27 protein-coding genes and 6 pseudogenes are annotated in these 22729 nt (G+C 38.6%); 24 read left to right on the top strand and 9 right to left on the bottom strand.

The window, feature by feature from the left end:
- Nucleotides 1–20 precede the first annotated feature (20 nt).
- The 3 genes from AAZO_RS19975 to AAZO_RS19965 form a co-directional block, all read right to left on the bottom strand.
- On the bottom strand, nt 21–542 hold the full coding sequence (locus AAZO_RS19975) for a photosystem I assembly protein Ycf3 (protein WP_013192619.1): 522 nt from the start codon (nt 540–542) through the stop codon (nt 21–23).
- 115 nt (nt 543–657) lie between these two features.
- A complete protein-coding gene (locus tag AAZO_RS19970; RefSeq protein WP_013192618.1) occupies nt 658–2142 on the bottom strand; it encodes a UDP-N-acetylmuramoyl-L-alanyl-D-glutamate--2,6-diaminopimelate ligase in 1485 nt (494 codons plus the stop codon).
- 32 nt (nt 2143–2174) lie between these two features.
- Nucleotides 2175–2462 (bottom strand): glutaredoxin family protein, encoded by a 288-nt coding sequence (locus AAZO_RS19965; protein ID WP_013192617.1) that lies wholly within the window; start codon nt 2460–2462, stop codon nt 2175–2177.
- A 142-nt stretch (nt 2463–2604) separates the two neighbouring features.
- On the opposite strand from AAZO_RS19965, the gene AAZO_RS19960 reads away from it, so the two are divergent.
- The 5 genes from AAZO_RS19960 to AAZO_RS35700 all read left to right on the top strand — a co-directional run bounded on the left by AAZO_RS19960 (nt 2605) and on the right by AAZO_RS35700 (nt 4022).
- A complete protein-coding gene (locus tag AAZO_RS19960; protein ID WP_013192616.1) occupies nt 2605–2799 on the top strand; it encodes a hypothetical protein in 195 nt (64 codons plus the stop codon).
- Between the two features lie 246 nt (nt 2800–3045).
- A complete protein-coding gene (locus AAZO_RS31480; RefSeq protein WP_081462839.1) occupies nt 3046–3228 on the top strand; it encodes a hypothetical protein in 183 nt (60 codons plus the stop codon).
- Between the two features lie 12 nt (nt 3229–3240).
- Nucleotides 3241–3390, top strand: coding sequence for a hypothetical protein (locus AAZO_RS35705; protein WP_187289535.1), 150 nt, complete (start codon nt 3241–3243; stop codon nt 3388–3390).
- Nucleotides 3391–3640: 250 nt separating this feature from the next.
- The gene (locus AAZO_RS34290; protein WP_144031339.1) at nt 3641–3820 is read left to right on the top strand and encodes a hypothetical protein; all 180 of its coding nucleotides are present in this window, start codon (nt 3641–3643) and stop codon (nt 3818–3820) included.
- Nucleotides 3821–3857: 37 nt separating this feature from the next.
- Nucleotides 3858–4022: a hypothetical protein gene (locus tag AAZO_RS35700; protein ID WP_187289534.1), complete on the top strand. Its 165-nt coding sequence runs from the start codon at nt 3858–3860 to the stop codon at nt 4020–4022.
- 787 nt (nt 4023–4809) lie between these two features.
- On the opposite strand, the gene AAZO_RS39400 is transcribed toward AAZO_RS35700, so the two are convergent.
- Nucleotides 4810–5040, bottom strand: a complete 231-nt coding sequence (locus AAZO_RS39400) for a hypothetical protein (protein WP_228371308.1) — start codon at nt 5038–5040, stop codon at nt 4810–4812.
- A 759-nt stretch (nt 5041–5799) separates the two neighbouring features.
- Here AAZO_RS39400 and AAZO_RS41675 point away from each other — a divergent pair.
- The 9 genes and pseudogenes from AAZO_RS41675 (at nt 5800) to AAZO_RS44090 (ending at nt 9179) form a co-directional block, all read left to right on the top strand.
- The gene (locus AAZO_RS41675) at nt 5800–5928 is read left to right on the top strand and encodes a hypothetical protein (RefSeq protein WP_266886355.1); all 129 of its coding nucleotides are present in this window, start codon (nt 5800–5802) and stop codon (nt 5926–5928) included.
- Between the two features lie 60 nt (nt 5929–5988).
- Nucleotides 5989–6255 (top strand): zinc ribbon domain-containing protein, encoded by a 267-nt coding sequence (locus AAZO_RS39390; RefSeq protein WP_228371306.1) that lies wholly within the window; start codon nt 5989–5991, stop codon nt 6253–6255.
- Nucleotides 6256–6346: 91 nt separating this feature from the next.
- On the top strand, nt 6347–6463 hold the full coding sequence (locus tag AAZO_RS42820) for a DUF4158 domain-containing protein (RefSeq protein ID WP_338027217.1): 117 nt from the start codon (nt 6347–6349) through the stop codon (nt 6461–6463).
- Nucleotides 6464–6551: 88 nt separating this feature from the next.
- Nucleotides 6552–6884: a DUF4158 domain-containing protein gene (locus AAZO_RS41665; RefSeq protein ID WP_049790848.1), complete on the top strand. Its 333-nt coding sequence runs from the start codon at nt 6552–6554 to the stop codon at nt 6882–6884.
- 186 nt (nt 6885–7070) lie between these two features.
- The gene (locus AAZO_RS39380; RefSeq protein ID WP_228371305.1) at nt 7071–7268 is read left to right on the top strand and encodes a hypothetical protein; all 198 of its coding nucleotides are present in this window, start codon (nt 7071–7073) and stop codon (nt 7266–7268) included.
- A 27-nt stretch (nt 7269–7295) separates the two neighbouring features.
- On the top strand, nt 7296–7577 hold the full coding sequence (locus AAZO_RS39375) for a hypothetical protein (protein WP_049790847.1): 282 nt from the start codon (nt 7296–7298) through the stop codon (nt 7575–7577).
- A gap of 114 nt (nt 7578–7691) precedes the next feature.
- Nucleotides 7692–8060, top strand: coding sequence for a hypothetical protein (locus tag AAZO_RS39370; RefSeq protein ID WP_049790846.1), 369 nt, complete (start codon nt 7692–7694; stop codon nt 8058–8060).
- Between the two features lie 12 nt (nt 8061–8072).
- Nucleotides 8073–8987: pseudogene (locus AAZO_RS39365) on the top strand (Tn3 family transposase); the annotation flags it as partial.
- A 42-nt stretch (nt 8988–9029) separates the two neighbouring features.
- A complete protein-coding gene (locus AAZO_RS44090; protein WP_041641554.1) occupies nt 9030–9179 on the top strand; it encodes a transposase family protein in 150 nt (49 codons plus the stop codon).
- A 322-nt stretch (nt 9180–9501) separates the two neighbouring features.
- Here the strand turns inward: AAZO_RS44090 and leuS are convergent, their stop codons facing one another.
- Nucleotides 9502–12081, bottom strand: a complete 2580-nt coding sequence (gene leuS, locus AAZO_RS19935) for a leucine--tRNA ligase (RefSeq protein ID WP_013192615.1) — start codon at nt 12079–12081, stop codon at nt 9502–9504.
- Between the two features lie 316 nt (nt 12082–12397).
- A pseudogene (locus AAZO_RS19930) lies at nt 12398–13537 on the bottom strand (TRAP transporter substrate-binding protein).
- A 309-nt stretch (nt 13538–13846) separates the two neighbouring features.
- Here AAZO_RS19930 and AAZO_RS19925 point away from each other — a divergent pair.
- Together AAZO_RS19925 and AAZO_RS19920 are read left to right on the top strand one after the other, a co-directional pair.
- Nucleotides 13847–14470 (top strand): annotated as a pseudogene (locus AAZO_RS19925) (TRAP transporter small permease subunit).
- 8 nt (nt 14471–14478) lie between these two features.
- Nucleotides 14479–15822, top strand: a pseudogene (locus AAZO_RS19920) (TRAP transporter large permease).
- Between the two features lie 89 nt (nt 15823–15911).
- Here the strand turns inward: AAZO_RS19920 and AAZO_RS42815 are convergent.
- Entirely contained in the window at nt 15912–16082 is a 171-nt protein-coding gene (locus AAZO_RS42815) for a type II toxin-antitoxin system PemK/MazF family toxin (protein WP_013192613.1), read from the bottom strand.
- Here AAZO_RS42815 and AAZO_RS44085 point away from each other — a divergent pair.
- From AAZO_RS44085 to AAZO_RS19890, 7 genes and pseudogenes are all read left to right on the top strand, one after another.
- Nucleotides 16041–16298: pseudogene (locus AAZO_RS44085) on the top strand (ISH3 family transposase); the annotation flags it as partial. The gene AAZO_RS42815 and the pseudogene AAZO_RS44085 overlap by 42 nt on opposite strands.
- Before the next feature lie 465 nt (nt 16299–16763).
- Nucleotides 16764–17216, top strand: a pseudogene (locus AAZO_RS44080) (ISAzo13 family transposase); the annotation flags it as partial.
- Between the two features lie 243 nt (nt 17217–17459).
- Nucleotides 17460–17666, top strand: a complete 207-nt coding sequence (locus AAZO_RS44075) for a helix-turn-helix domain-containing protein (RefSeq protein ID WP_420807032.1) — start codon at nt 17460–17462, stop codon at nt 17664–17666.
- Nucleotides 17612–18304 (top strand): IS630 family transposase, encoded by a 693-nt coding sequence (locus tag AAZO_RS44070; RefSeq protein ID WP_420807031.1) that lies wholly within the window; start codon nt 17612–17614, stop codon nt 18302–18304. The genes AAZO_RS44075 and AAZO_RS44070 overlap by 55 nt, the downstream gene beginning before the upstream one ends.
- A 508-nt stretch (nt 18305–18812) precedes the next feature.
- Nucleotides 18813–19040 carry a transposase family protein gene (locus tag AAZO_RS41660; RefSeq protein WP_266886348.1) on the top strand — a complete coding sequence of 76 codons (228 nt, stop codon included), beginning with the start codon at nt 18813–18815 and terminating at the stop codon, nt 19038–19040.
- Nucleotides 19010–19177, top strand: coding sequence for a hypothetical protein (locus tag AAZO_RS35685; protein ID WP_187289669.1), 168 nt, complete (start codon nt 19010–19012; stop codon nt 19175–19177). Before AAZO_RS41660 ends, AAZO_RS35685 begins: the two co-directional genes overlap by 31 nt.
- A gap of 184 nt (nt 19178–19361) precedes the next feature.
- Entirely contained in the window at nt 19362–19766 is a 405-nt protein-coding gene (locus AAZO_RS19890; protein WP_013192610.1) for an ISAzo13-like element transposase-related protein, read from the top strand.
- A gap of 237 nt (nt 19767–20003) precedes the next feature.
- Here the strand turns inward: AAZO_RS19890 and AAZO_RS19885 are convergent, their stop codons facing one another.
- On the bottom strand, nt 20004–20639 hold the full coding sequence (locus tag AAZO_RS19885; protein ID WP_013192609.1) for an anti-sigma factor family protein: 636 nt from the start codon (nt 20637–20639) through the stop codon (nt 20004–20006).
- A gap of 156 nt (nt 20640–20795) precedes the next feature.
- Nucleotides 20796–21452, bottom strand: a complete 657-nt coding sequence (locus tag AAZO_RS19880; RefSeq protein ID WP_013192608.1) for a sigma-70 family RNA polymerase sigma factor — start codon at nt 21450–21452, stop codon at nt 20796–20798.
- A 399-nt stretch (nt 21453–21851) separates the two neighbouring features.
- Here AAZO_RS19880 and AAZO_RS19875 point away from each other — a divergent pair, with 399 nt between their 5' ends.
- A complete protein-coding gene (locus tag AAZO_RS19875) occupies nt 21852–22673 on the top strand; it encodes a L,D-transpeptidase (RefSeq protein ID WP_013192607.1) in 822 nt (273 codons plus the stop codon).
- The last annotated feature ends 56 nt before the right edge of the window (nt 22674–22729 follow it).

Raw genomic sequence — 22729 nt, 5'->3', positions numbered from 1 at the left:
AATTACCAATCACCAATTAGTTAAAAGAATACGTCAATTTGCGATCGCCTGGTGGTTTTTAACCAGTTTTGGGCTTCAATGTAATTATTGGGAGCCATGCGAATTGCTCTCACCCAATAATCTGCGGCTTGGTCAAACAGTGCTTCTCCAGCGTCGTTATCTCCTTCTTCCTTGGCTTTTTCACCTTTGAAGTGATAAATCACAGCGATGTTATTTAAGGCTTGGGGTAGACGAGGATTCAATTCAACAGCTTGGTGATAGTATTCTAAAGCTTTATCATGATCACCATTACTAGCATAAATCAACCCCATATTGTAGAATATATAACTCCTGTCGTTGGTATCTTCCTCTAGAGTCAGGGCTTCTTCATAGTAATCCAATGCTTCGGCATATTCACCTTCTGCCTGGGCTGACATCCCATCTCGATAATATACAAATGCTTCCTTAGCTTTTCTGTTGGTTGGCAGCAGTTTGAGGATTAAGTCGGCCATAACGGTAAAGGACTTGTCAACAAAGTTATCATTTTTCTGTGTTCTTGGCATATTTGTCCCTCTAATGACTCAAATCAAGCAGACTTTTCAGGAACTAAATTCTTGGCAACTCTTTAGTTAATCTAACTGATTTCTGGTTGCTTCTCATCTTTCAACAGTTTTATGCTTAAATCGAGATTCTGGCCTGTAGAGCTTCCCGTGCTTGTTCTCGGTCATCAAAGTGGATTTTTTCAGTACCCAGAATTTGATAATCTTCGTGGCCTTTACCTGCTAATAATACACCATCACCGGGTTTAGCTTCCAGGATAGCAGCACGAATCGCCGTAGCGCGATCGCAAATTACCATTGGTTGCAATGTATCAGGAATACCCGCCAAAATATCCTCTATAATCCTTTCTGGGTCTTCAGTGCGGGGATTATCGGATGTCACGACAGCTATATCAGCAAGTTCAGCCGCAATTTTACCCATTTTCGGACGTTTTGTGCGATCGCGATCGCCCCCACAACCAAACACACAAATTATTCTTCCAGGTATAAAAGCACGAACTGATTTCAGTAAATTACCCAGGCTATCAGGAGTGTGAGCATAATCCACAATCACGCTAACATCCTTATTATGAGAGATTTGCACCCGTTCCATCCTTCCCGGAACACCAGTAAACTTAGAAATCGCATTTGCTACCAATTGCAAATCTAAACCCAGATGTAAAACAGCAGCAACAGCAGCCAAAAGATTTTCTAAATTATATTGTCCAACCAAAGGAGAACTAAAAGCCACATCACCCTTGGGAGTATGTAAAATCCCGCTGACACCAATTGGCTGATAATTTAAATCACTCATCCGCAAATCTGCGTGATGATTATTAACGCTGTAAGTCCAAACTCTTTCTTTACTTAACCCAGTAATTAACCGTTGACCATATTCATCATCAGCATTAATAATTGCCCGTCCTTGGAGATAATCAGGGCTAAATAACAACGCCTTCGCCCCAAAATAGTCCTCCATATCCTGGTGATAGTCAAGGTGGTCTTGGGTAAGATTAGTGAATACAGCCACCTCAAAGGGACAACCAAAAACCCGATCCTGCGCTAAAGCATGGGAACTGACTTCCATCACCCCAAACTCACACCCAGCGTCAACAGCTTGTGCTAAACGCTGCTGCAAATCCACCGCAAAAGGAGTAGTAAAAGCTGCAGTTTGGGAAAAACCAGGCCAGCGAGTGTAAAGAGTTCCTAACAAAGCAGCAGGCAAATTAACCTTGGTCAGAAAATATTCAATCAGATGGGTAGTTGTAGTTTTACCATTCGTGCCGGTCACACCCAGCATTCTGAGTTGTTGTCCAGGATAACCGTAAAAAGCCGCAGAAATTTGAGCGCAGGCTTTATTCATATTACTGGCACTAATTACCAAAGATTCCGGTGTAGGGGGATTTTTCTGCACAGCTTCAGGGGAGACAATAGCCGCAACCGCACCAGAAGCTAAAGCACTTTGCCAAAATTCTCCACCATCAACCCTTGTTCCCGGTATTCCAATAAACAAATCTCCAGCACCGCAATCATCGGAGTTAGTTTTAATACCGTCAACTTCCACATCCCCAGTCTTTGGATATTCTACACCGTCTACAGCCGCTAATAATTCCCGTAATTTCATATACCACACCTCGCCGCAAGCTTACCTTGCGCTTATTTTGCATTATTTTTTTCTGTATTGGAAATATATTTCCATAGAAGTTGTTCCAATTGCTTGACATTAGCGCGAGGAGATGGACGGAGAATAGGTTGTAAAGTCTCTGTTTCATCCTCTGCTAGATACAGTACAGGGACTTCATATTGATACGCTTCAAAGCAAGCTTCACTGCTAGTAATATCACGTATTTCCAACTCGATGTTGAGGTTTTGGATTTGTTCTAGCTTTTCTTGCAAGCCTTCACAGAGATGGCAACCAGGTTTACTGTAGAGGATAATTCGCATAATGTTGGTAGTTAATTGTTTGTGTGTTTTGTTGGGGTAGGGATTCAACTTTGATTAGATTGAGAATAGGAAAAACACCTCATAACAATGTCATAACAATGCTAGTATAACAATACATCTATATTCAAATAGTATTTGAATTATGAAAAGAATAGAACTAGAACTGGATCAAGAAACTTATGACAAAATACAACAACTAACCCAAACTCATCATTGTCAACTCTCAGACCTAATTAAAGCCATGATTGAGCAACTAACTCAACTAGAAATTCTCAACGATTCATTTATTGGTAAATGGTCAAATAGACATCTCCAAAATAGTAATAATCTATGGTAAAAGGAAATGAGGATAGATTTTTAACACCCAAAAATGGGTGTTGTACTGAAATTAGATTGAAGAGAATTAAAAAGAAATACAGAGGTTAATTGGACGGTTTATATGTTGAACTACAAAATATTGAAGATGCCGAAAAATTACACTATGAAAAACAAGGTTGATTAAAATCAAGAAAAACGAGAATCAGTAAGGATTCAGGTGGTGGGGTATTGACAAGTGTGATAGGAGAGGCAGAATATAGCAGTTGTGGAAAAGAAGCTGCCACCAAAACTAGACAGAGAGATATTGAAGCAGTTGGGAACAGAGCAACTGGTAGAAATCATTATTAACCAGGGGAAAAGTATAGAGAACCTAACAAATAGAGTAGTAGAACTGGAAAAAGAAATAGAGAAACTCAAAGTCAGTAGAGATTTAGAGACCATAACATGATCCAAACCACCCTTGGGAGACATCCTCAAAGAAACCGAGAACAAACAAGAAGAGAAACCAGAAGAAAACCAGACACGAAAACGGAAACCAAGAGGACAACCAGGGCATAGGGGAAAAAGGAGAAAGGTGTTTGGTGGAGTAGATAGAATAGATTTGAGATAGTGGGAGGGCAAGTGTGTGGATGGTGAGGTCAGGGGCAATTGTTTGGCGAACTAATAAAAATCGAAACACAACAAGTAGGGGAGTTGGTGGACAGGCCAATGGAAGTGGATTTGCATGCAGTGTGTGTGGGGAAACACAAAGTGTACACTGGTCACCAGAGATAGTACCGGGACAAGATATAGGAATCACACTACAAGCTTTTTTGGGATGGATCAATAACTAGGGCCATTGACCCTATGAAAAACAACACTTGTTGTTGTGGGAACTGGGTCAAATAGAAATTGGAGTGGGAAAATTAGTAGGTACCAATGAAGGAATAGATGGTCCAGTGGCTCAAAGTATTCATAGCCTCAAACAGTGGATAAAACAAACCCAGCCTCATATCCTTGGGGATGAAACACCCTGGGTACTCAAAGGGGTGAAACAATAGTTATGGATTTTCGCCAATAGTGACTTCCCTTTATTTCATGGGTCCTGATACTCCTTGTCCTGGCGAATTAGAATCCATTGTGGGTTCAAGTTACTCTGGTGTACTCAGTTCTGATGACTTTACTGCCTATAAGGGTTATCCGGTCACAGCTCAACAGAAATGTCAGGCACATCTACCCTACCCCGTCACTTCAAGACACTAATCAAGATTCCTGGCTTCAATCACCAAGAAATTGGCACAAAATTCATGGACCTCATAGATGAAGGTTTTAAAAACTACCCTTTATTCCAACAAACCCAAAACCTTCATGAATTCTTGACTTGCCCATCCTAGTTTCAACCAAAAGTTGAATCTTCCATTCATTCATTGATCAAGCCCCAGGGGAACCTGGTAAACTTTTACCTTCCTTAGGCAATAGACCTTGATCATAATTTAGCTGAACTAAGGTTAGGTTTAGGAGTGACACAACGAAAGGTCTGTGGTGGTTCTCTTTCTCTGGAGCTATTCCAACATCCTGCCAATTTATTGACCGTTATACAAACTTGTCGTCCTCAAGCACTTTCTCTAATTGAGTTTCTTGACCAACCTATGAAAGCCATGGTTCACTCTGCTTTCCATACACCTTCTTTAATGCCTCTACCTTAGACCTGAATCCTTACCTGAATCATTGCAGGTGGAGGTGGATGTAAACCTAAATTATCTATCTCGGAACAAATAATTTTAACTTTGGTGTATCTCAGGCACATGAGGCTAGACTGTGCCAAAATGGGATAATTGTACGCTAAGGAACTAAGAGAAGTGCTGAAAGTTTTGTGATAGTTAGCTTTCAGCTATTGCCACAAAACAATTCTTCCAAAAAATCCATGAAGATGGACTGGAGGATGACTCAGTTTACAGTTAAAGAGTAATACCCATACTTTTTACCTATTCAGAATTTAGCACCTTTAGTCTTTACCCCTAATTTACTTAATTCACTATCAAATCAATATTTAATAACCGTAAGTAGCAATTTTTTCAAACACTGCTTGCGCCACTTCTTCTGCACGTTTAGAATTTACTTTTGAGTAGCGTAAAGTCATTTGGATTGTCTCATGACCCATAATAAGTGCACGCAGGTCGTGAATACCCATCAAACCAACGCATTCCGTACCAAAAGTGTGCCTTAAATCATGAAAACGAATCCCTTGTAACTCTGGAGTACCATCAATCAAGTCCACCAAGGATTTATACGCAGTTGCGATAAACGCGGAACTTCCTTGGTAAAAGGCTGTTTGGCAGTAAATAATGCGCTGATACTTGGATGCCTGTAATATTTAAGGTAATTATTTAGATAATTAACAATATTTTCACTATAAAAACACGAGCGTTATTTATTCCGTTTACCTATCACTTGGAATTTCCAATTTTGAAGATATACGTCGGATAAATGCAAAGCCAATATCTCGGAAATTCTGGCTCCAGTACTATGTAATAAATGCACCAATACATCCAAAGGAGCATCGGATTTAGTCATTTGGAATAAAAGACTTAATTGTACTACTGTTAAATAACGTACTTCTCCATCTGAATTATGTTCTCCCTTTTCCCAATCTGGTTTACGTCATTTCAATTGAGAAATTGGATTTGCTCTAATATAGCCCTGCTCAATAGCAAAGTTGAATAAGGTGGTAACTACTGCCTGATGCTTGTGGTGAGTTGTAAATTTGGCCTGCTTTAAATCATTTAAATATGCAACTAATATTTCTCGCTCGACAATCTCTATGGACAGACCCCGATAAAGCTGAAGCAATGGTATAAAAATGGACTCATAGCTACGAATAATTGAATTAGTTATAATCCCGGTCTATCTAAAAAACGTGTAATTAATACGGCTAAAGTAATAGTCATATTTTTATAAAAATATGAATTAATTAATATGTACTACACATAGTAGTATATTTTAATTAATAAAAACAAGTAATAAAAATAGCAATACTTTTATGAATGTATCTATTGCAGATGTGGCTCCAAACCCATCTGAGCCGTTGGGACAGTATATTCAACGGGTTAGTGATTCTATGCGTTTAACACAATTGAAATTAAGTATCGGAGCAGGTATACATATTTAAACTATACGTAAAATTAAATCAGGTGCAACATCCCAACTTAGCTAAGAATGTCGTTCTGCATTGGCTGCTGCTCTTCCTATCCCCCAGGAGTACTTAGATGCTGTCGTCAAACAAATACCCCTAGAAACGGTAACTGCACTCAAATATTGTCCCCAATGTTGGATACCAGGGACGGCACCTGATCCTATGTGGACTTCACTCCGCTCAAAATATTGCTTTGCTTACGGTACAAGCTTGCGTTCGCGATGTAGAAGTTGCAACGAACCTATCATGTTGTTGACATTTAGGTTCTGTCCGTATTGTGGACAATCCTATAAACAACCGTAAGGTTCTTCATTCTCGAAAATAAATATACAGCTCTAAAAATTTGGCTACCCGTGAATTACTATCTCCCGAATAAAGAAGACAATTTAGAGAAATACCCACAGATATTAGTGCTAGAGATATAGCTCGTCACTACATCTTAAACTCTGATGACCTAAAAGATATCAATTGTCGCCGTCGCGTACCTAATCGGTTAGGATTTGCAGTCTGATTATGTTATTTACGTTTTCCAAGTCGGGTATGGGAGTTAGGAGGAAAAGTCCCAAAGACTGTCTTATCTTATATAGCTTTGCAACTAGATGTTAAACCTAATAGATGTTAAACTTAAAGTCATTAAAGATTATGGAGTACGGGATACAACTCGATGGGACCATCTAGCTGAAATTCAACAAATTTTTGGCTATGTATCTTTTAGTATATCTCATTATAAAAAAGTTTCCAAATGGTTAATGCGACTGGCTTGGAGTATGGATAAGGGAATTGCCTTAGTTAAAGCAATGATTGAAGAAATGCGTCGGTGTCAGATCATTCTTCCTAGTATATTTACTGTAGGAAGACTGGGTTGGGAAACTAGACGAGGCGCTCAAGAGAACTTTTATTGGCAACTTACTCAACAATTAACACCAATTTAAAAGAAAGAAATTGATGGTTTATTGGTTCTAAATCCTGATAAAAACCGCACACCTTTAGTTTGGTTACGTCAACCACCAAGTGTACCAAATTACCAGAACTTTTTAAAAGTGTTGGAAAAATTATAATTTATCCGTGACTTGAAATTAGATTCTTCATATTTATAAAAGGTAGATCATAATAGTTTGGTGCAATTAACTCGATTGGGACAGAAAAGGACACTTGCACATATAGCCAGATTAGATGATTTAAGAAGGTATACAATCATCATCGCTTTCCTATTAGAAACAGCATCATTATTAATTGATACTGCAATTACCATGCATGATAAAATGATGGGGAAATTGTTCCGTCGTAGCGAAAACCAACCCAACCAAAAATTTTAACAGGATGGAAAAGCGATTAATGAAAAGGTGCGTCTCTATAGCCAAATTGGAACTGCTTTGATTGATGCTAGAGAGGGTCAAGGGGATGCATACACTACAATTGAATCAGTGTTAAATTGGGATAATTTTGTCAATAGTGTGGAAGAAGCAGAAGAGTTGGCACGTCCTGCCAATTTTAATTATTTTGATTTACTCGATAAACGTTACTCCCAATTACGTAGATATACACCCAAGTTACTCTCATTTGTCGATTTTAAGGCTAGTAATCCAACTTCATCTGTTGTAAAAGCTTTGAAGATTATTAAATAGCTAAATGATACTAATGGTCGTCATATACCTGATGATGCACCTGTTGATTTTATCAAACCCAAATGGTCAAAGTATGTTTTTGATGATGGGAAGATTAACCGTCATTATTATGAAATGTCTGCTTTGAGTGAATTCCGGGATGGTTTGCGTTCTGGGGATATTTTGGTGAGTGGTTCCCATCAATATCAGGATTTTGAGGATTATCTACTACCAGCTAAACAATGGCAAGAAATAGGTGAGCATCATCAAATACTAGTAGCCATTACCACTGAATATACCACCTATTTAAAACAACGTTCAACTCTATTATTTGAGAAATTCGATCATTTTTCTTATCTAATTGCTAAAACTGAACTACCAGGTGTGGTGATTGAAAAAGGAAAATTAATTATTAGTGCTGTTACTAGTAATCTACCAGATGGTGCTATTCAATTTCGCGACCGTGTTTATGGTTTGTTACTAAGAATTAAGCTGACTGATTGACTTTTTGAGGTTGGTGCTTGGACTAGTTTCACTCAATATTTTACACACCAACAAAGAGGAGAATTGGTATTAGATAAAACTACTTTGTTTAGTGTTATTATGTCTGACGCGATTAACTTGGGTTTAGTCAAGATGGCAGAAGCATATCCTGGTTTGACTTGTGAGCGTTTGGCTTGGGTTTCTGATTGGTATATCCGTGATGAAAACTACTCGAAGGGATTAGCAAATGTGATTAATTTTCATACCAAAGTTCTTTTTTCTGCCTACTGGGGTGATGGTAAAACTTCTTCGAGTGATGGACAAAGATTGAAGGCAGCTGGTCCTCACTCGTTTAATCAAGAGATCAATGCTAAATATGGAAATGATAGAGGCGTTACCTTTTACACTCATATTTCTGACCAATATGCACCTTTTCATACCAAGGTAATCAATGCAACTATTACAGATGCTACTCATATTTTAGATGGGTTACTCTATGTTGAAAGAACTTTGTTTACTCTCAATTGGTTACAAAGCCCGATTTTGCGCCCTAAGGCTACTAATGAACTTAACAAGGGGGAACTCAAAAATTGTCTTTCTAGGGCAGTTTCCTTTCACCGTTTGGGAGAAGTGCGTGACCGTTCTTTTGAAGACCAGTCTTTACCTGCGAGTGGTTTGAATTTGACTATTATGGCAATAGTATTATAGAATAACGTATATTTAGAGAATGCGGTAAATTGGTTGAAATGCGAGGGGATGATTATCCCGGAGGAATACTTACAATATTTATTACCTATGGGTTGGAAGCATATCAATTTGACTGGTGATTATATTTGGAATTTCAAGTCAGTGATAAGTCTTGATAATTTGCACGCTCTGAGAATAAAAAAAGGATGGAGCGTGATGGCTGAAAGCATTCTTATACAGTCTTTTCAGGACTTTCTTTAATTCCTTAGGGTACAATTCTCCCGTTTTGGTACAGTCTAGCCCATGACAACATTTCAATTACTAGGAATTCAATTTGGAGTCAGCGAATCTACAGCAAATAGTACATTTAATTACTGGTTGCCACTCATAAGAGAATTACTGCCATCTAGTTTACTTGAACAAGTAAAAAAAATGCATCTGACTATGAAATAGTTAAAGAAATACTGACAGATTATGAATTAATCGTAGATAGCTATGAGCAAGTTAGAGAAAGACCTGGAGACAATCAAGAAGAAGAAAAGTATTACTCGGGTAAGAAGTTTAATCATACATTGCAAAGTCTAGTCCCTTTAAAGATTTTGCTAATTTGCAATCAGTAACAGCAGCCCTTGACGATCCAGATCATAAATGGGTTATTTAATTACTGGGTTTACACACTAGACATCTAGTGAAAATTAAATATGTTTGGGTTTAAAACCTTGTAGTGATTAAGTCTCTAGGTTAGGTTTCCATCCACCCAACCTACAAACCAAAATTAACCCAAAACGAAATTCACTAACTTACCAGGAACAATGATCGCTTTCTTAATTTCCTTCCCTTCAATGTAACGCTGTGCAACCTCTGACTCAAGAGCATATTTTTCCAACTCAGCTTTATCTAAGTGCGAAGGAACTTGAATAGAACCGCGAGTTTTACCCATAATTTGAATCACCACAGTGATTTCATCAGCTATCAAAGCTGCAGGATCAAAACTTGGCCAAGTTCGGGTATGCACTGAGTTTTTATTCCCCAACAATTGCCATAATTCATCACCAATATGCGGTGCGAAAGGTGCTAACATAATCACCAAAGTTTGAATCCCTTCGGCATAAATTGGTGAATTATTGCAACTTGCATCAGTCAAGGCATTACTTAACTTCATCAATTCCGAAATTGCGGTATTGAATTGATATTCATCTCCCACATCTTCCGTAATTGCTTGAATTGCAATATGAATTGCCCGACGCAAATCTTTTTCACCTTTACTTAATTTATCAAGTTCTGATTTTTGCTTACAAACTCCCGCCGCAGCATAATTAGTAACCAACCGCCAAACACGATTTAAAAAGCGGAATTGTCCCTCAACATCAGCTTCATCCCACTCTAAATCTTTCTCAGGAGGTGCTTTAAATAAGATGAACATCCGCGCTGTATCTATGCCATATTTATTAATAACATCTTCTGGTGCAACACCATTTCCTTTTGATTTTGACATGGTTGCATAGAGACGCTTTAAAGGTTCTCCTGTTTGCGGATCTACAGGATTATTAGCATCAACTAAATGAGAAGGAATCCATTTATCCTTTCCATATTTTTTCGGGTTCATGTAAGTTAAACCCTTTACCATTCCCTGAGTTAACAACTTTTGAAATGGTTCATCAAAGTTAAACAAACCTCTATCTCTCAATACTTTAGTGAAGAAGCGCGAATACAACAAATGTAAAATTGCGTGTTCGATTCCACCCACATATTGATCTACAGGCATCCAATAATTTACTTTATTGGAATCGAAAATCTTTTCTTCATTCTTCACATCAGGATAACGCAAAAAATACCAGGAAGAATCAATAAAAGTATCCATGGTGTCCGTTTCCCGTTTTGCAGGAGTACCGCAACTAGGACAAGGCACATTTACCCAACTTTCTAACTGTGCTAAAGGTGAACCACCACGACCACTTAACTCAATTTCTTCCGGTAATTGTACAGGTAAATCTTTATCTGGTACTGGCATAACACCACAGTTAGGACAGTGAATTACTGGGATAGGTGCGCCCCAATAACGTTGACGAGAAATTAGCCAATCTCTAAGGCGATATTGTACCCGTAATTTACCGAAGTTTTGTTTTTCTGCAAATTCGACAATGGCTTTTTTGGCATCTATAGAATTCATGCCATTGAAGTCACCAGAATTAACCAAAATTCCTACTTCTGTATATGCTGCTTTTAAAGTTTCATCTGCACCGACTTCTGGTACAATTACAAATTTGATGGCTAAATTCTGTTCTTTGGCAAATTTGAAATCTCGCACATCATGGGCAGGTACACCCATCACCGCACCTGTACCATATTCATAGAGAACATAATCAGCTATCCAAATCGGTACTTCTTCCCCAGTGAAGGGGTTAATAGCTTTTCCACCGGTAGGAATACCGCGTTTTGGTTGATCTTCCGCTGTTCGTTCTAACTCGCTTTGGTTAGTAATTTCTTTAATAAAGGCTTCTACCACAGATTTTTGTTCTGAAGTGGTGACCACTTGAGTTAAGGGATGTTCTGGGGCTAATACGACGTAGCTAACACCATAAATGGTATCGGGACGTGTGGTATAAACGCCAATTTTTTCATCTAACCCAACAATGGGAAATTCTAAATATGCGCCGATGGATTTTCCTATCCAGTTGGCTTGCATTAATTTGACTCTTTCCGGCCAACCTGTTAATTTATCTAGGTCATTCAACAATTCTTCAGCATAGTCGGTAATTCTGAAAAACCATTGACGCAATAATTTACGTTCTACTATTGCACCACTGCGCCATGAACGTCCTTCGTTATCAACTTGTTCGTTTGCTAATACAGTTTGGTCGATGGGGTCCCAGTTAACTGCTGCTTCTCGTTGATAAGCTAAACCTGCTGCTAAAAGTTGCAGAAAAATCCATTGAGTCCATTTGTAATAATCTGGGGAACAGGTAGCAAGCTCACATTCCCAATCTAAGGATAAACCCAGGCGCTGTAATTGTTGCCGCATCTGCTCGATATTCTGATATGTCCATTTGGCAGGGGGTACACCTCTATCAATGGCGGCGTTTTCTGCTGGCAGTCCAAAGCCATCCCAACCCATAGGATGTAATACAAGATACCCTTGCATCCGTTTGAGGCGGGCAATCACATCAGTAATTGTATAGTTACGGACGTGACCCATGTGCAACCTACCGGATGGGTAAGGGAACATGGAAAGCGCGTAGAATTTTGGCTGGTTGTGATATTGAGGTGTTTTATCTAAGCCAAGTTCTGACCATATTTTTTGCCATTTTTCCTCAATTGTGGCTGGGTGGTATAACGTTTTTTGGGGGGACTCCACAACTAAAACTCCTAATGCTGTTAGAGATGTCTAGGTTGAGCAATGCGATCGCTCTTCGCTATTGTGGCATAATCTAGATATTGGACATAAAAGTGAAAATTAAAATTGATTTTAAGTAGGTTGGTATATTTTTGTCTGAAATAGCTAACGCCTCGTCGCGTAAGGGATAGATTGATTTGGATAATTTATTTCTTAGAAATGGGAAAAAGGAAAAATTGATTCTAATCAAGTTGGCGTTTTGTGATGTCAGAATCAGGATTTACAGACTTTTTTGGCAACATAGTATCACCAAAAAAGTCTGTCAACAAACCCTAAATTAATTCCCTAATTTCAGTTTCCCATAAGCATAACGGCTAAGACTGCCTTCATTCAGATTGTTCCAAGTATACATCTGGTCTCTAAAGGGTTTCCACTGTTCATAAACTGCTTTAAAATCAGCGTCTTTAGCTGCAAATTAATCATATAAAGCAAAAGAAGCTTTTTCCGCTGCTTCCAAAATTTCCTGACTATAAGCACGAACTTGAATCCCAGTTTTTAATAGTTTCTCTAATGCCTGACTATTCTGGGCATCATAACGAGCTAACATTGTTGTATTCGACTGATATGCAGCCGTTTCTAAAGCTGCTTGATAGAGAGGTGGTAGCTTTTTCCATTGGTCTAAATTAATTTGTACTTCTAGAGTTGGGCCTGGTTCCCACCAACCAGGATAATAGTAAAATTTAGCGACTTTATTTAAGCCTAATTTTTCATCATCATCAGGTCCCACCCACTCAGCGGCATCAATAGCCCCTGTTTGTAAGGCTTGGAAGATTTCCCCCCCTGGTAGAGTCTGCACTGTTACCCCTAGTTTGGCCATAACTTGTCCACCTAAAGCGGGAATACGCATTTTCAGACCCTTGAGGTCATTGAGTGTTTTGACTTCGTTACGAAACCATCCTCCCATTTGTGTACCCGTATTTCCCGCCGGAAATTGAATCACATTAAATTTCCGGGCATAAATTTCTTGCAGTTTGGCTAAACCGCCCCCTTCATATAACCAAGCATTTTGTTGTTGGGCATTGAGTCCAAAAGGTACTGATGTACCAAAAGCTAAGGAGGGACTTTTACCAATGTAGTAATAAGCGGCAGTATGTCCTGCTTGCACTGCACCTTGAGAAACAACATTGAGAACTTCTAAACCGGGGGCTATATCTCCTGCTGCACGGGGTTCAATGATAAATTTACCGTTGGTTAGGGTTTTGACACGATCTGCTAAAACCTGCGCTCCGCCAAAGATTGTTTCTAAGGATAATGGCCAACTAGTAGCCATTTGCCATTTAATGGTGGGTAAGTTGCTGGAGTCTGCTTGTCCCTTTGCGCCTTGAGTTTGGGCTTTTTGACAGCCACCGACTATGGCCACTCCTGTAGCTGCGATCGCACGTTGAGATAATCTGTTAACAATAGCTCGACGTTTCATAAAAGTTAATACTACTTACCTAAGAATTCAGCAGTCAGGAGTCAGAATATTTGAGAAATATTGAGATGATCTACCAATAGTGAATTTAGGAGTAGGCTGAATAAAGGGGAATTATTACCTATTGACTCACCATTAAGATATTCCCACAATATCATAATTGTGCAACAATTCAGGTAAAATAAGATGCTTTAATTTCGACAAGTCAGAAGTCACACTATTTGCTTGGAACAGGAATATAGAGAAGTGAGTTTTTGAATTATTTATGCTCATTTCCGTATGCTCAAGATTTACCGTTAGTTTATATTTTGTATGCGTAATTCAAAAAAATTAACCCTCATCAGCAAACTATTAAGATTCTCCCAGTTTATTGACAGTTGTGCTGATAAATTGGGATGGTTATCTAACTGGCTAGTATTACTCACAATTGGAGTTGCTTTCTTTAATGTTGTAGTCCGTTATCTAGGACGTTTCATTGAAGTGCAATTATCTTCTAATGCCTTATTAGAATTGCAATGGTATTTATTTTCTCTAACTTTCTTATTAGGCTTTGTTTATATTTTACGTCATGGAGAAAATGTGCGTGTAGATTTTCTCTATACTAACATGAGTGAAAAAAGGCGCGCATTAGTAGATCTTGTGGGAACAATTTTATTTTTAATTCCCTTTTGTATACTTGGTATTTAGGTAACATTCAATCCTATTTTACAATCTTGGGGAAGGTCAAGTGATGGTAGTTGGGGGACTTGGGAAATATCTTCTGATGCTAATGGTTTACCCCGCGCATCGATAAAAACTATGATTCCTGTAGCTTTATTATTACTACTCCTACAAAGTATTTCTCAAGCCATTAAATATTTAGCAGTATTATTAGGCTATCAACAAGTAGCAGACAGAATTCGCTTAGAAACTTCAGAAAGTATAAATATTGAGTAGGTAAAATCATGGGTTTTGAATGGTTAGCAATTTTAATGTTCGTCGGCTTCTTCTTTATTTTAATGAGTGGGTATCCTGTCGCTTTTTCTTTTGCAGGTACAGCAATTGTTTTTGGATTAATTGGTACAGCAGTAGGGGCTTTTGATCCTGCTCGTCTACTACTATTACCTAATAGTTGGTTTGGCACAATGTCTAATTTTACTCTACTCGCTATTCCATTTTTTGTCTTCCTGGGTGCAGTTTTATAAAAATCAGGATTAGCTGAAGAGTTATTAGAAACTATTGGGATTGTTTTAAGTCGTTTACGGGGAGGATTAGGGTTAGCAGTTGTCTTAGTAGGAACGATTTTAGCAGCAACAACCGGAGTTGTCGCCGCCACAGTAATTATCATGGGAATGTTATCATTACCTGTAATGATCCGCTATGGCTATGATAAAAAATTAGCTGCTGGGGTAATAGTTGCTTCCGGTACTTTAGCGCAGTTAATTCCTCCGAGTTTAGTCTTAGTAATTCTTAGTGATCAAATCGGTGTTTCTGTCGGAGATTTATTTTTAGGGGCATTCATTCCCGGATTAATGTTATCTGGTTCTTATATTCTCTATATTTTAGGACTAGCTTTTTTTCAACCGGAAAAAGTTCCACCTATCCCTGCGGATGTGGAAATTCCTCAAGGTAGTCAATTAATTCAGAGAGTTTTTAAAGCCGTTCTTCCTCCTGTTATCTTAATTTCTGCAGTATTAGGCAGTATTTTCTTTGGTGTTGCCACTCCCACAGAAGCAGGCGCTGTAGGTGCAGTTGGTGCTTCTATTCTTGCAGCTTTTAATAAACGTTTAACACCCCAATTAATTCGTGATGCTTCTCATTCTACAGCAGTAATTACAGCTTTAGTAGTGATGATTTTATTCTGTTCTCCGATGTTTAGCTTGGTGTTTGATGCTTTAGGTGGAAAAACTCTCATTACTAATTTATTAACAGGTTTACCAGGAGGATATTGGGGATTTTTAATTATTAGTAATTTAGCAATTTTTGCTCGGGGAATTTTTCTGGAATTTATGGAAATTCGCTTTATTGCCATGCCTTTATTTGTACCTGCTGCTCAAGATTTAAATATTGATATGGTATGGTTTGGGGTGGTAATGGCCATTAATTTACAAACGGCTTTTATTTCTCCACCTGTGGGATTTTCTCTCTTTTATTTACAAAGTGTTGCCCCTAAAGAAGTGAGTACATTTGATATTCATAAAAGTGCTGTTCCTTTTATGTTTTTACAACTTATTGTGTTAGTAATTGTGATTTTTTTCCCGCAAACAGTTCGCTGGTTAATTGATATTTCGGCAACTACTGGGACTTGAAAATTAAGGTCAGCGACGGTAGGAAAAATAGGTCACTCACCGATAATACATCTGAGCGATCACTTCCCATCCCACAACATGAAGACTCGTTAGCTTAGGTAGTTGAGGTATAAAAGAGTTCTCAATCCCTGATCTACTTCCTCTTGCAAATAGTCTGGCAGTGAACCAATACGTTCAACTAAGAAGGTTTTATCAAGTGTGAAAATTTGAGATACCTTAGTTACCGGAGCAAAAATATTTGTCGCATTAGAATCAATCATAAAAATCCAGTATTAAGATTATTATTCGTTGGTATATCCTTTCTTCTAGTTAATATTTGGGTTAATCTCCTTTCGCTTAGAATCAATAGTAAAAGGAAAGGTAGTAGATTAATGTATCGTAAACTTTTCGTACTCAAACAGATCTTAGCCTTTTTATCTCAAGCTATTGAACATAAATATCAAGTTGTTGAAGGCATTTATCTTCCATCAGGTTAGTATCTTTTTTTGTGTATTAGTAATACATAAGTAATTTTAATAGAGACTTATGTCTACTGATCAATATATTATGTCTTCGAAATTACTACAAACCAGCAAATACTTATCAACCGCTTCTCGGAGAAAAACTTTTTGGTTTACTGATTAGGATTCTGCAAATAATACTTTAACCAATCACAACCATCCACAAGTCATCAGTCTAAATTCCGCACAGGCCACAACCTCGCTGTATTGTCAAATGATGCGGTAGCGATGGTTTTCCCTTAAGATCAAACCAATATCCATATTGACATATTAGACCTCTTACAAAATTATTTCTGTGGTATGATAGAGGGTTTTAGACCTTAGATATTTCTGGTGTTATTTGCGAGCGCTAATTCAAACATAACCATGTAAGAGTAATCCAAGGAAAAAATTATCCAAAACCAGGGATACTGAGAGAATAATTAGCGTGCAGTATGGTTTATGTCTCCAGAATCATTAATCCAACTAAGTGATAGTCTAAGGTCGTTGTATATCAAGACAGCACAAAAGGTAAAAGCAAGTGACGGAAGACAATTCATGGCAGAGGTAGTTAAAGGATGGGGACGAGGAGGAGCAAGAATTGCAGAACGAGAACTAGGATAGAATCGACGCACAATTCGGAAAGGGATGCAAGAGTTAGAGCATGGAATATCGATAGCAGACTCATTCCGGCTCAAAGGCAGAAAACCAACAGAACATAGACTACCAAACTTACTAGAAGATATACGCTCAATTGTAGAGCCACAAAGCCAAACAGATCCAAGTTTTCAGAGTACAAGGTTGTATACCAGGCTGTCAGCAGCGCAAGTTCGTTATGAGTTGATAGAAATCAAAGGATATCAAGATGAAAAACTCCCAATATCTGAGGTAATTCGAGAACTGTTGAATCAACTAGTAGTCCACCAAGGCAATGTTGCTGGGTAAGCCCCTCTAATTGATACACTAGTCAAAAAAGGGGTTGACCATGGCAAAAAAGTATGTTTTAGATTTAAGCGAAGAGGAAGTTTTACAACTGCAAGCAATCCTCAAAAAAGGAAAGCACAAAGCAAGAAGTATAACCCGTGCAAACATTCTTTGAATGGCATCTGAGGGAGAAACGGACACGGCGCTGCCGCAGTTCGAGTTCATGTTGCCACGGTGGAAAGGACAAGAGAAAACTTTGTGATTGGTGGATTAGAGTTTGCTTTAAAGGATGGGGAAAATCCACCAAAACCCAAAAAATTAGATGAAGAACAAGAAGCATTTTTGATTGCGACTGCTTGTTCTAATCCGCCAGAAGGAAGAGTGCGTTGGACAATGCAATTATTAGCGGAGCATTTAGTGAAGCTTGGTATCATAGATTGAATTTCAGACGAAACAATACGCTAAACTCTAAAAAAAATGAAATTAAACCGTGGTTAAAAGAACAGTGGTGTATTCCCGAAGTTAACCCAGAGTATGTGTTCAGAATGGAAGATGTTTTGGATTTGTACAATGAGCCATATGATCCGAAAAAACCTACACTCTGCCTAGATGAATGCCCATATCAATTAGTAGAAGAAGTAAGACTTCCTTTGCCACCAGAACCACATCAGCCTGAAGGTTATGATTGTGAGTATAAACGCAATGGTGTTGTAAATTTATTTGGCTTTTTTGAACCAATAGCCGGGTGGAGGCATATTGAAGTTACACAAAGTCGGACAAAAGCTGATTTTGCTAAAGAATTAAAAGATTTAGTAGATGTTTATTACCCCCAAGCTGATGTGATACCTTTACTTGTTGATAACCTAAACATTCATACTCCAAGTATTTTATGTGAAGTTTTCTCTCCACAAGAAGCATGCCGCATTATTCAGAAATTAGAGTTTCACTATACTCCTAAACACCCTTGTTGGTTGAATCAAGTAGAAATTAAATTATCAGTTTTATCTCGCCAATGCTTAGAACAACGTATTCCTAATGTAGAAATATTATCTTCTGAAATTGCTACTTGGGAGTCATAGCGTAATCAAGAAAAACCCAGTTTTTATTGGGGTTTTAAAACCAAGGATGCACGTAAAAAAATGCAGCGTTTATATCCGAGCATTTAACCTAGCAAAATTGCCTTGGCAGACTACTAGTATCGCTGTGAATTTAAAATGCTTCTTTCAGAAGAGCTACGCTAACAAAATAGTGGTTCAAGCAGGCTGCGCCAACAAAATTCACCATTAGACCTGTCAGGAAAATGAACTTGGTGTGAAAAAAATGGTAGAAGGGAATTTTGAGGGTGTACCAAAAGGAAAAATCCACTAAATTAACTATATTCAAGAATATCCACATTGTACAAAACAAATACTGGTAATAACTAACCATCAGTTTCAAGAGTTATTAGCCCAAGGTGAAATGCAGCATAAAAAACTTCAAGGTGACATAGAAAGTAAAAACATAGGTATAAATCAGAAAGGAGCAGGGGGGAAAGGGAAACTAGAGATCAAAGAACAGGTATGTCTATCCTTGTTCTATTTGAGGAAAATGCCAACATTTGAGGTTTTAGGTTTGCATTTCGGTATATGGAAAACGGAAGCAAAGGACACATTTCATTACTGGCTAGAGATATTAGGAAATGTTTTCCCTGCTAGTCTCCTTAAACAGGTAGAAAAACATGATGGCGATTATGCTATGGCGACTCAGAACAAAAGGCAGGAAACAAAGAGTTTTCCACCAAGGGTATTTTTGTTGAACAGGTCATTAGACTTGTAAAAATATTCCGGGTACCTCAACAAAGATTTCTCTTGAATTCCCCAATTTACTCACAAGTAATTCTTACTATTTGTGGTTTAGTCACATTAGGAATTGGTTCATTAGTTTTGCCCATTTCATACATGTTATGGATATGAGGTCAGTTATAAATTAGTTATCAACATCTTCATGGATAGGAACTATCCGTACCTATTGCCAACCCTGATTCTTTCCTTGGCTCTTTCCTCATCTTAACACCATGGAAAGCCAGACACAGATTCCTTTGTAAATTTTCGGACCTCTCTAATGTACACGGCATGAGCTTTTCAGACATTTGGAAGGTTGGTTTATTTACGCCTTACTGTACTAGGTTATGGCTTAAAAAGGGTGGCTAAAACAAAACCAATCAAACAGATATCAGAAACAGAAACCATCTTGAAAGAAGATAATCGCATCAATCAACAAGTGGATGATAAATCAACAACATTGGAAATTTCTATAGATGCTAAGGTGGGAATCAAAATCGGAGAGTTCGATAGAGGTGGAAAAACCCGTGCCGAAACCTTACTACGATTAGCTTCTACCCTAACTTTCAAGGGCAGAAATCCTGTGGTTACTTTGGTTGAGATAATTTATCATACAGGAGTTAAACTTACACAACAAGCAATGGCGGACATCGAACAGCTGATTCACCGCTTACCAACCTTGAAAAAATGGTTTGTTGAAATCTTTTGCCGAACCGACTGACGTTTTGGATCATTTTTTAGTTGGAACACTCTAGAAGATTATCACTCCACAAAACCAATAACAGAAAACCTCTATAATCGCGAATATATAGGGATTTTTGAGTCAACTGACTTATCTTCAGGTTGGGCTTGGGTGTACTGGATGCCACCCGAAAAAGTTTACCAACTAGGTGTTATTCCTCAACGAGATGGTTGTTGGAGGAAGTCCTGACTTCTAACTCCTGAATTCTACACTTGATTAATTGATGTCTAATTCCGTGTCTTTTTCCAGAGTTGTTGACTCATCAATTGGTGTGATTGGAGAAGCTATTGCTGTTTTGGGAATTTCAATGACTGGGTTGTTCAACGCTACCATTAATGGTGAAGCCGGGACTACTGGCTGTGTTTTTACCGCTATTGGTTGTATTTTCTGTTGTACTATTTCCAATTTGGTTGTATTACCAGGAATTAAGCCAGATATTGAGCCGATTACACAAGCCGCTACAGCTACACAACCAACTAACCAGCTTAACTGGGTAAGGTTGCGTATACGTTTCCATACCTGTTGAAATGTAACTTCTGGTGAGTTTTGATATGCTGGTATAGGCATGGACTTTACACCTTGCCTTAACTTTAGTAGTCGCTGATACAAGCATTGAACTGAGTCATCCGTTGCCAGCCATTCTTCCACTTGCCTACGTTCAGACGCTGTCACTTCACCATCAAGATAAGCACTCAATAACTCGAAGCGATCGGCTTCTTTATGCCCTTGGTTATCGTGTTTCTCCATATCCATAGCAGCCGTTAATTCATTGGTATGTTGAGCCATTCCATTTGATACATCACTAGAGAGTTGGGAGTGGGAACGGTTGTAGAACTGAGAATCAGTATTCATTTTAACGTTTTTACCAATTCATACACGGGCAAACACAGGAGATTAAGTACGAGAATTTAGTTAAATTTGCTTCCATGAGGCAGAAAAAATCTATTTTTGCAGGAATTTTTAATATGTTTAAATTCTGCCATAGAACTGAGGAAACAGATTGTAAATTTAGGTATCTAGATAGGTTTGTAACTGTGCTTGTAATCTGGATCTGGCTCTAGCTATTCTCGATTTGACTGTTCCTAATGAAACGCCTGTCATTTCGGCGATTTCTTCATAAGCCATGCCTTCAATTTCTCTGAGAACGATTGTAGTACGGAATACTTCTGGTAAATCCGCGATCGCATCTCGCAATTGTTCGTAAAATTCCCTGGTTGTCAGTTCTTCTTCTGGACCTGGACTGTCACCAGCAATATCCCAATCCATTTCGCCATCTTCTAGGGAACGAGGAGCATCTAGTGATAGGGGACTAACCACCCGTTTGCGTTTACGCAATTCATCGCAAAACAAGTTAGTGGCAATACGGCTTAACCAGCCCCGAAATTTAGCAGGTTCTTGTAATCGGTTAATATTCCGATAGACTCGAATCCACACTTCTTGAGCTAAATCGGCTCTGTCAGACCAATCAGGGGCTAGGTGGTATAAAACCCGATCAACCTGAGTCTGATAGCGACGCAAGAGTTCTGCAAAGGCAGCTTTATCTGGCCGCAATGCTGCTTGACAGCGTAAAATTAGATCGTGATTTGAGAGTTTGTCAACTTGCACCGATGCTTCCGAATAAGTTGCATCAACCGTTGACCAGGATACCGTAATCGCTTGACTCATAGATCTTACTGGCGTTAAATCATCCCCTGCTATTAGACAGGATAATTTTTCAGAAGTTCCCAGGCTAGGTGACGGATTTATGAGATAACCACATATAAATCAGGAATTATTAAAAAAGTGTTGAGTGTACATTGCTGGGTCTTGGGTTTATGGAAAAAATTAGTAAAATGTATTCACTTGAACAACTGACTACTACCCCTTGACCAAAAACCGGGTGTGGGTGATGGGGCATTGGGCATTGAGAATTACCTTCTTATCCTCCTGACTCCTGCTAAATTATGAAGATATTGTCAGCGTAATGAGACAACTGATAATAATTGATAAATTTTTTGCTAATTGACTGGTCTGGGTAGTCCATAATTTTATAGAGCCAGATAGGTCAGGGATAAACAATAAGCGATGGCAATGGCAAGAAATAAATCTGTAGCGCGGATGGTAATGTTCCTCTGTTTTGGCACAGCAATTTTGTCTCTGGCTGTCCATTGGCATACTATGAAAACGACAGGGCAGTTAAATCAATCAGCATCCACAACATTGAGGAAAAATCCCACCACCCGCACTGACTCTGGTCAACATTCCCCAGAACTTATTGGTATTGGAGAAGTGGCTTTGGGGGTGTCTGTACCTCCATCAGGACCAAATTCCTCTGTTACCAAGCCTGGGACTAGCTTAGTACAAGGCAAGCCAAATACAGATGGTGCTGTGGACAAACCAAAAAAGACAAAGTTGACAGTTCCAGAAAAGGGAGAGAATAAAAAGGAGAATAATAGTCCCAAGGGATTTTTCTTCCCGGGTGTAGCTCAAGCTAAATCTGTTCAGGGACTGGAAGTTAGTCGAACACAGGCGATAGTTGATTTAAGCGATCGCCGGGTCTATGTTTACCGCTATGATGAAGTGATAGCTAGTTATCCAATTGCTGTAGGAAAGAAGGGTTGGGAAACACCAACAGGCGAGTTTCAAATCATACACAAGCAACATGATCCCATTTGGAAGCATCCAATTACTGGCCAAGTATTTGAAGCAGGTACTGATAGTCCTTTAGGAGATAGATGGATTGGGTTTTGGTCAGATGGAAGAAATGAAATTGGCTTTCATGGGACACCTAATACTGACCTAATAGGAGCAGCAGTATCTCATGGTTGCCTAAGAATGCGTAATTCTGATGTCCGAATACTGTATGAACAATTGAGTTTAGGCACACCAGTTTTGGTGAGAAATTAGTTACTTGTCAGTTGTCAGTTTCTAATATTTGCCACTGACTACTGACTCCTGACTCC

It is taken from the genome of 'Nostoc azollae' 0708 (assembly GCF_000196515.1).
Classification (GTDB): domain Bacteria; phylum Cyanobacteriota; class Cyanobacteriia; order Cyanobacteriales; family Nostocaceae; genus Trichormus_B; species Trichormus_B azollae.
This window is presented reverse-complemented; position numbering and strand designations above follow the sequence as displayed.

Bases quoted from the DNA above. Each gene is read 5' to 3' on its own strand.
- AAZO_RS19975 (WP_013192619.1), bottom strand. From the start codon at position 542: ATGCCAAGAACACAGAAAAATGATAACTTTGTTGACAAGTCCTTTACC.
- AAZO_RS19970 (WP_013192618.1), bottom strand. From the start codon at position 2,142: ATGAAATTACGGGAATTATTAGCGGCTGTAGACGGTGTAGAATATCCA.
- AAZO_RS19965 (WP_013192617.1), bottom strand. From the start codon at position 2,462: ATGCGAATTATCCTCTACAGTAAACCTGGTTGCCATCTCTGTGAAGGC.
- AAZO_RS19960 (WP_013192616.1), top strand. From the start codon at position 2,605: ATGAAAAGAATAGAACTAGAACTGGATCAAGAAACTTATGACAAAATA.
- AAZO_RS35700 (WP_187289534.1), top strand. From the start codon at position 3,858: ATGGGTCCTGATACTCCTTGTCCTGGCGAATTAGAATCCATTGTGGGT.
- AAZO_RS41675 (WP_266886355.1), top strand. From the start codon at position 5,800: ATGAATGTATCTATTGCAGATGTGGCTCCAAACCCATCTGAGCCGTTG.
- AAZO_RS41665 (WP_049790848.1), top strand. From the start codon at position 6,552: ATGTTAAACCTAATAGATGTTAAACTTAAAGTCATTAAAGATTATGGA.
- AAZO_RS39370 (WP_049790846.1), top strand. From the start codon at position 7,692: ATGTCTGCTTTGAGTGAATTCCGGGATGGTTTGCGTTCTGGGGATATT.
- AAZO_RS44090 (WP_041641554.1), top strand. From the start codon at position 9,030: ATGACAACATTTCAATTACTAGGAATTCAATTTGGAGTCAGCGAATCT.
- AAZO_RS42815 (WP_013192613.1), bottom strand. From the start codon at position 16,082: ATGATTGATTCTAATGCGACAAATATTTTTGCTCCGGTAACTAAGGTA.
- AAZO_RS41660 (WP_266886348.1), top strand. From the start codon at position 18,813: ATGCCAACATTTGAGGTTTTAGGTTTGCATTTCGGTATATGGAAAACG.
- AAZO_RS19885 (WP_013192609.1), bottom strand. From the start codon at position 20,639: ATGAATACTGATTCTCAGTTCTACAACCGTTCCCACTCCCAACTCTCT.
- AAZO_RS19880 (WP_013192608.1), bottom strand. From the start codon at position 21,452: ATGAGTCAAGCGATTACGGTATCCTGGTCAACGGTTGATGCAACTTAT.
- AAZO_RS19875 (WP_013192607.1), top strand. From the start codon at position 21,852: ATGGCAATGGCAAGAAATAAATCTGTAGCGCGGATGGTAATGTTCCTC.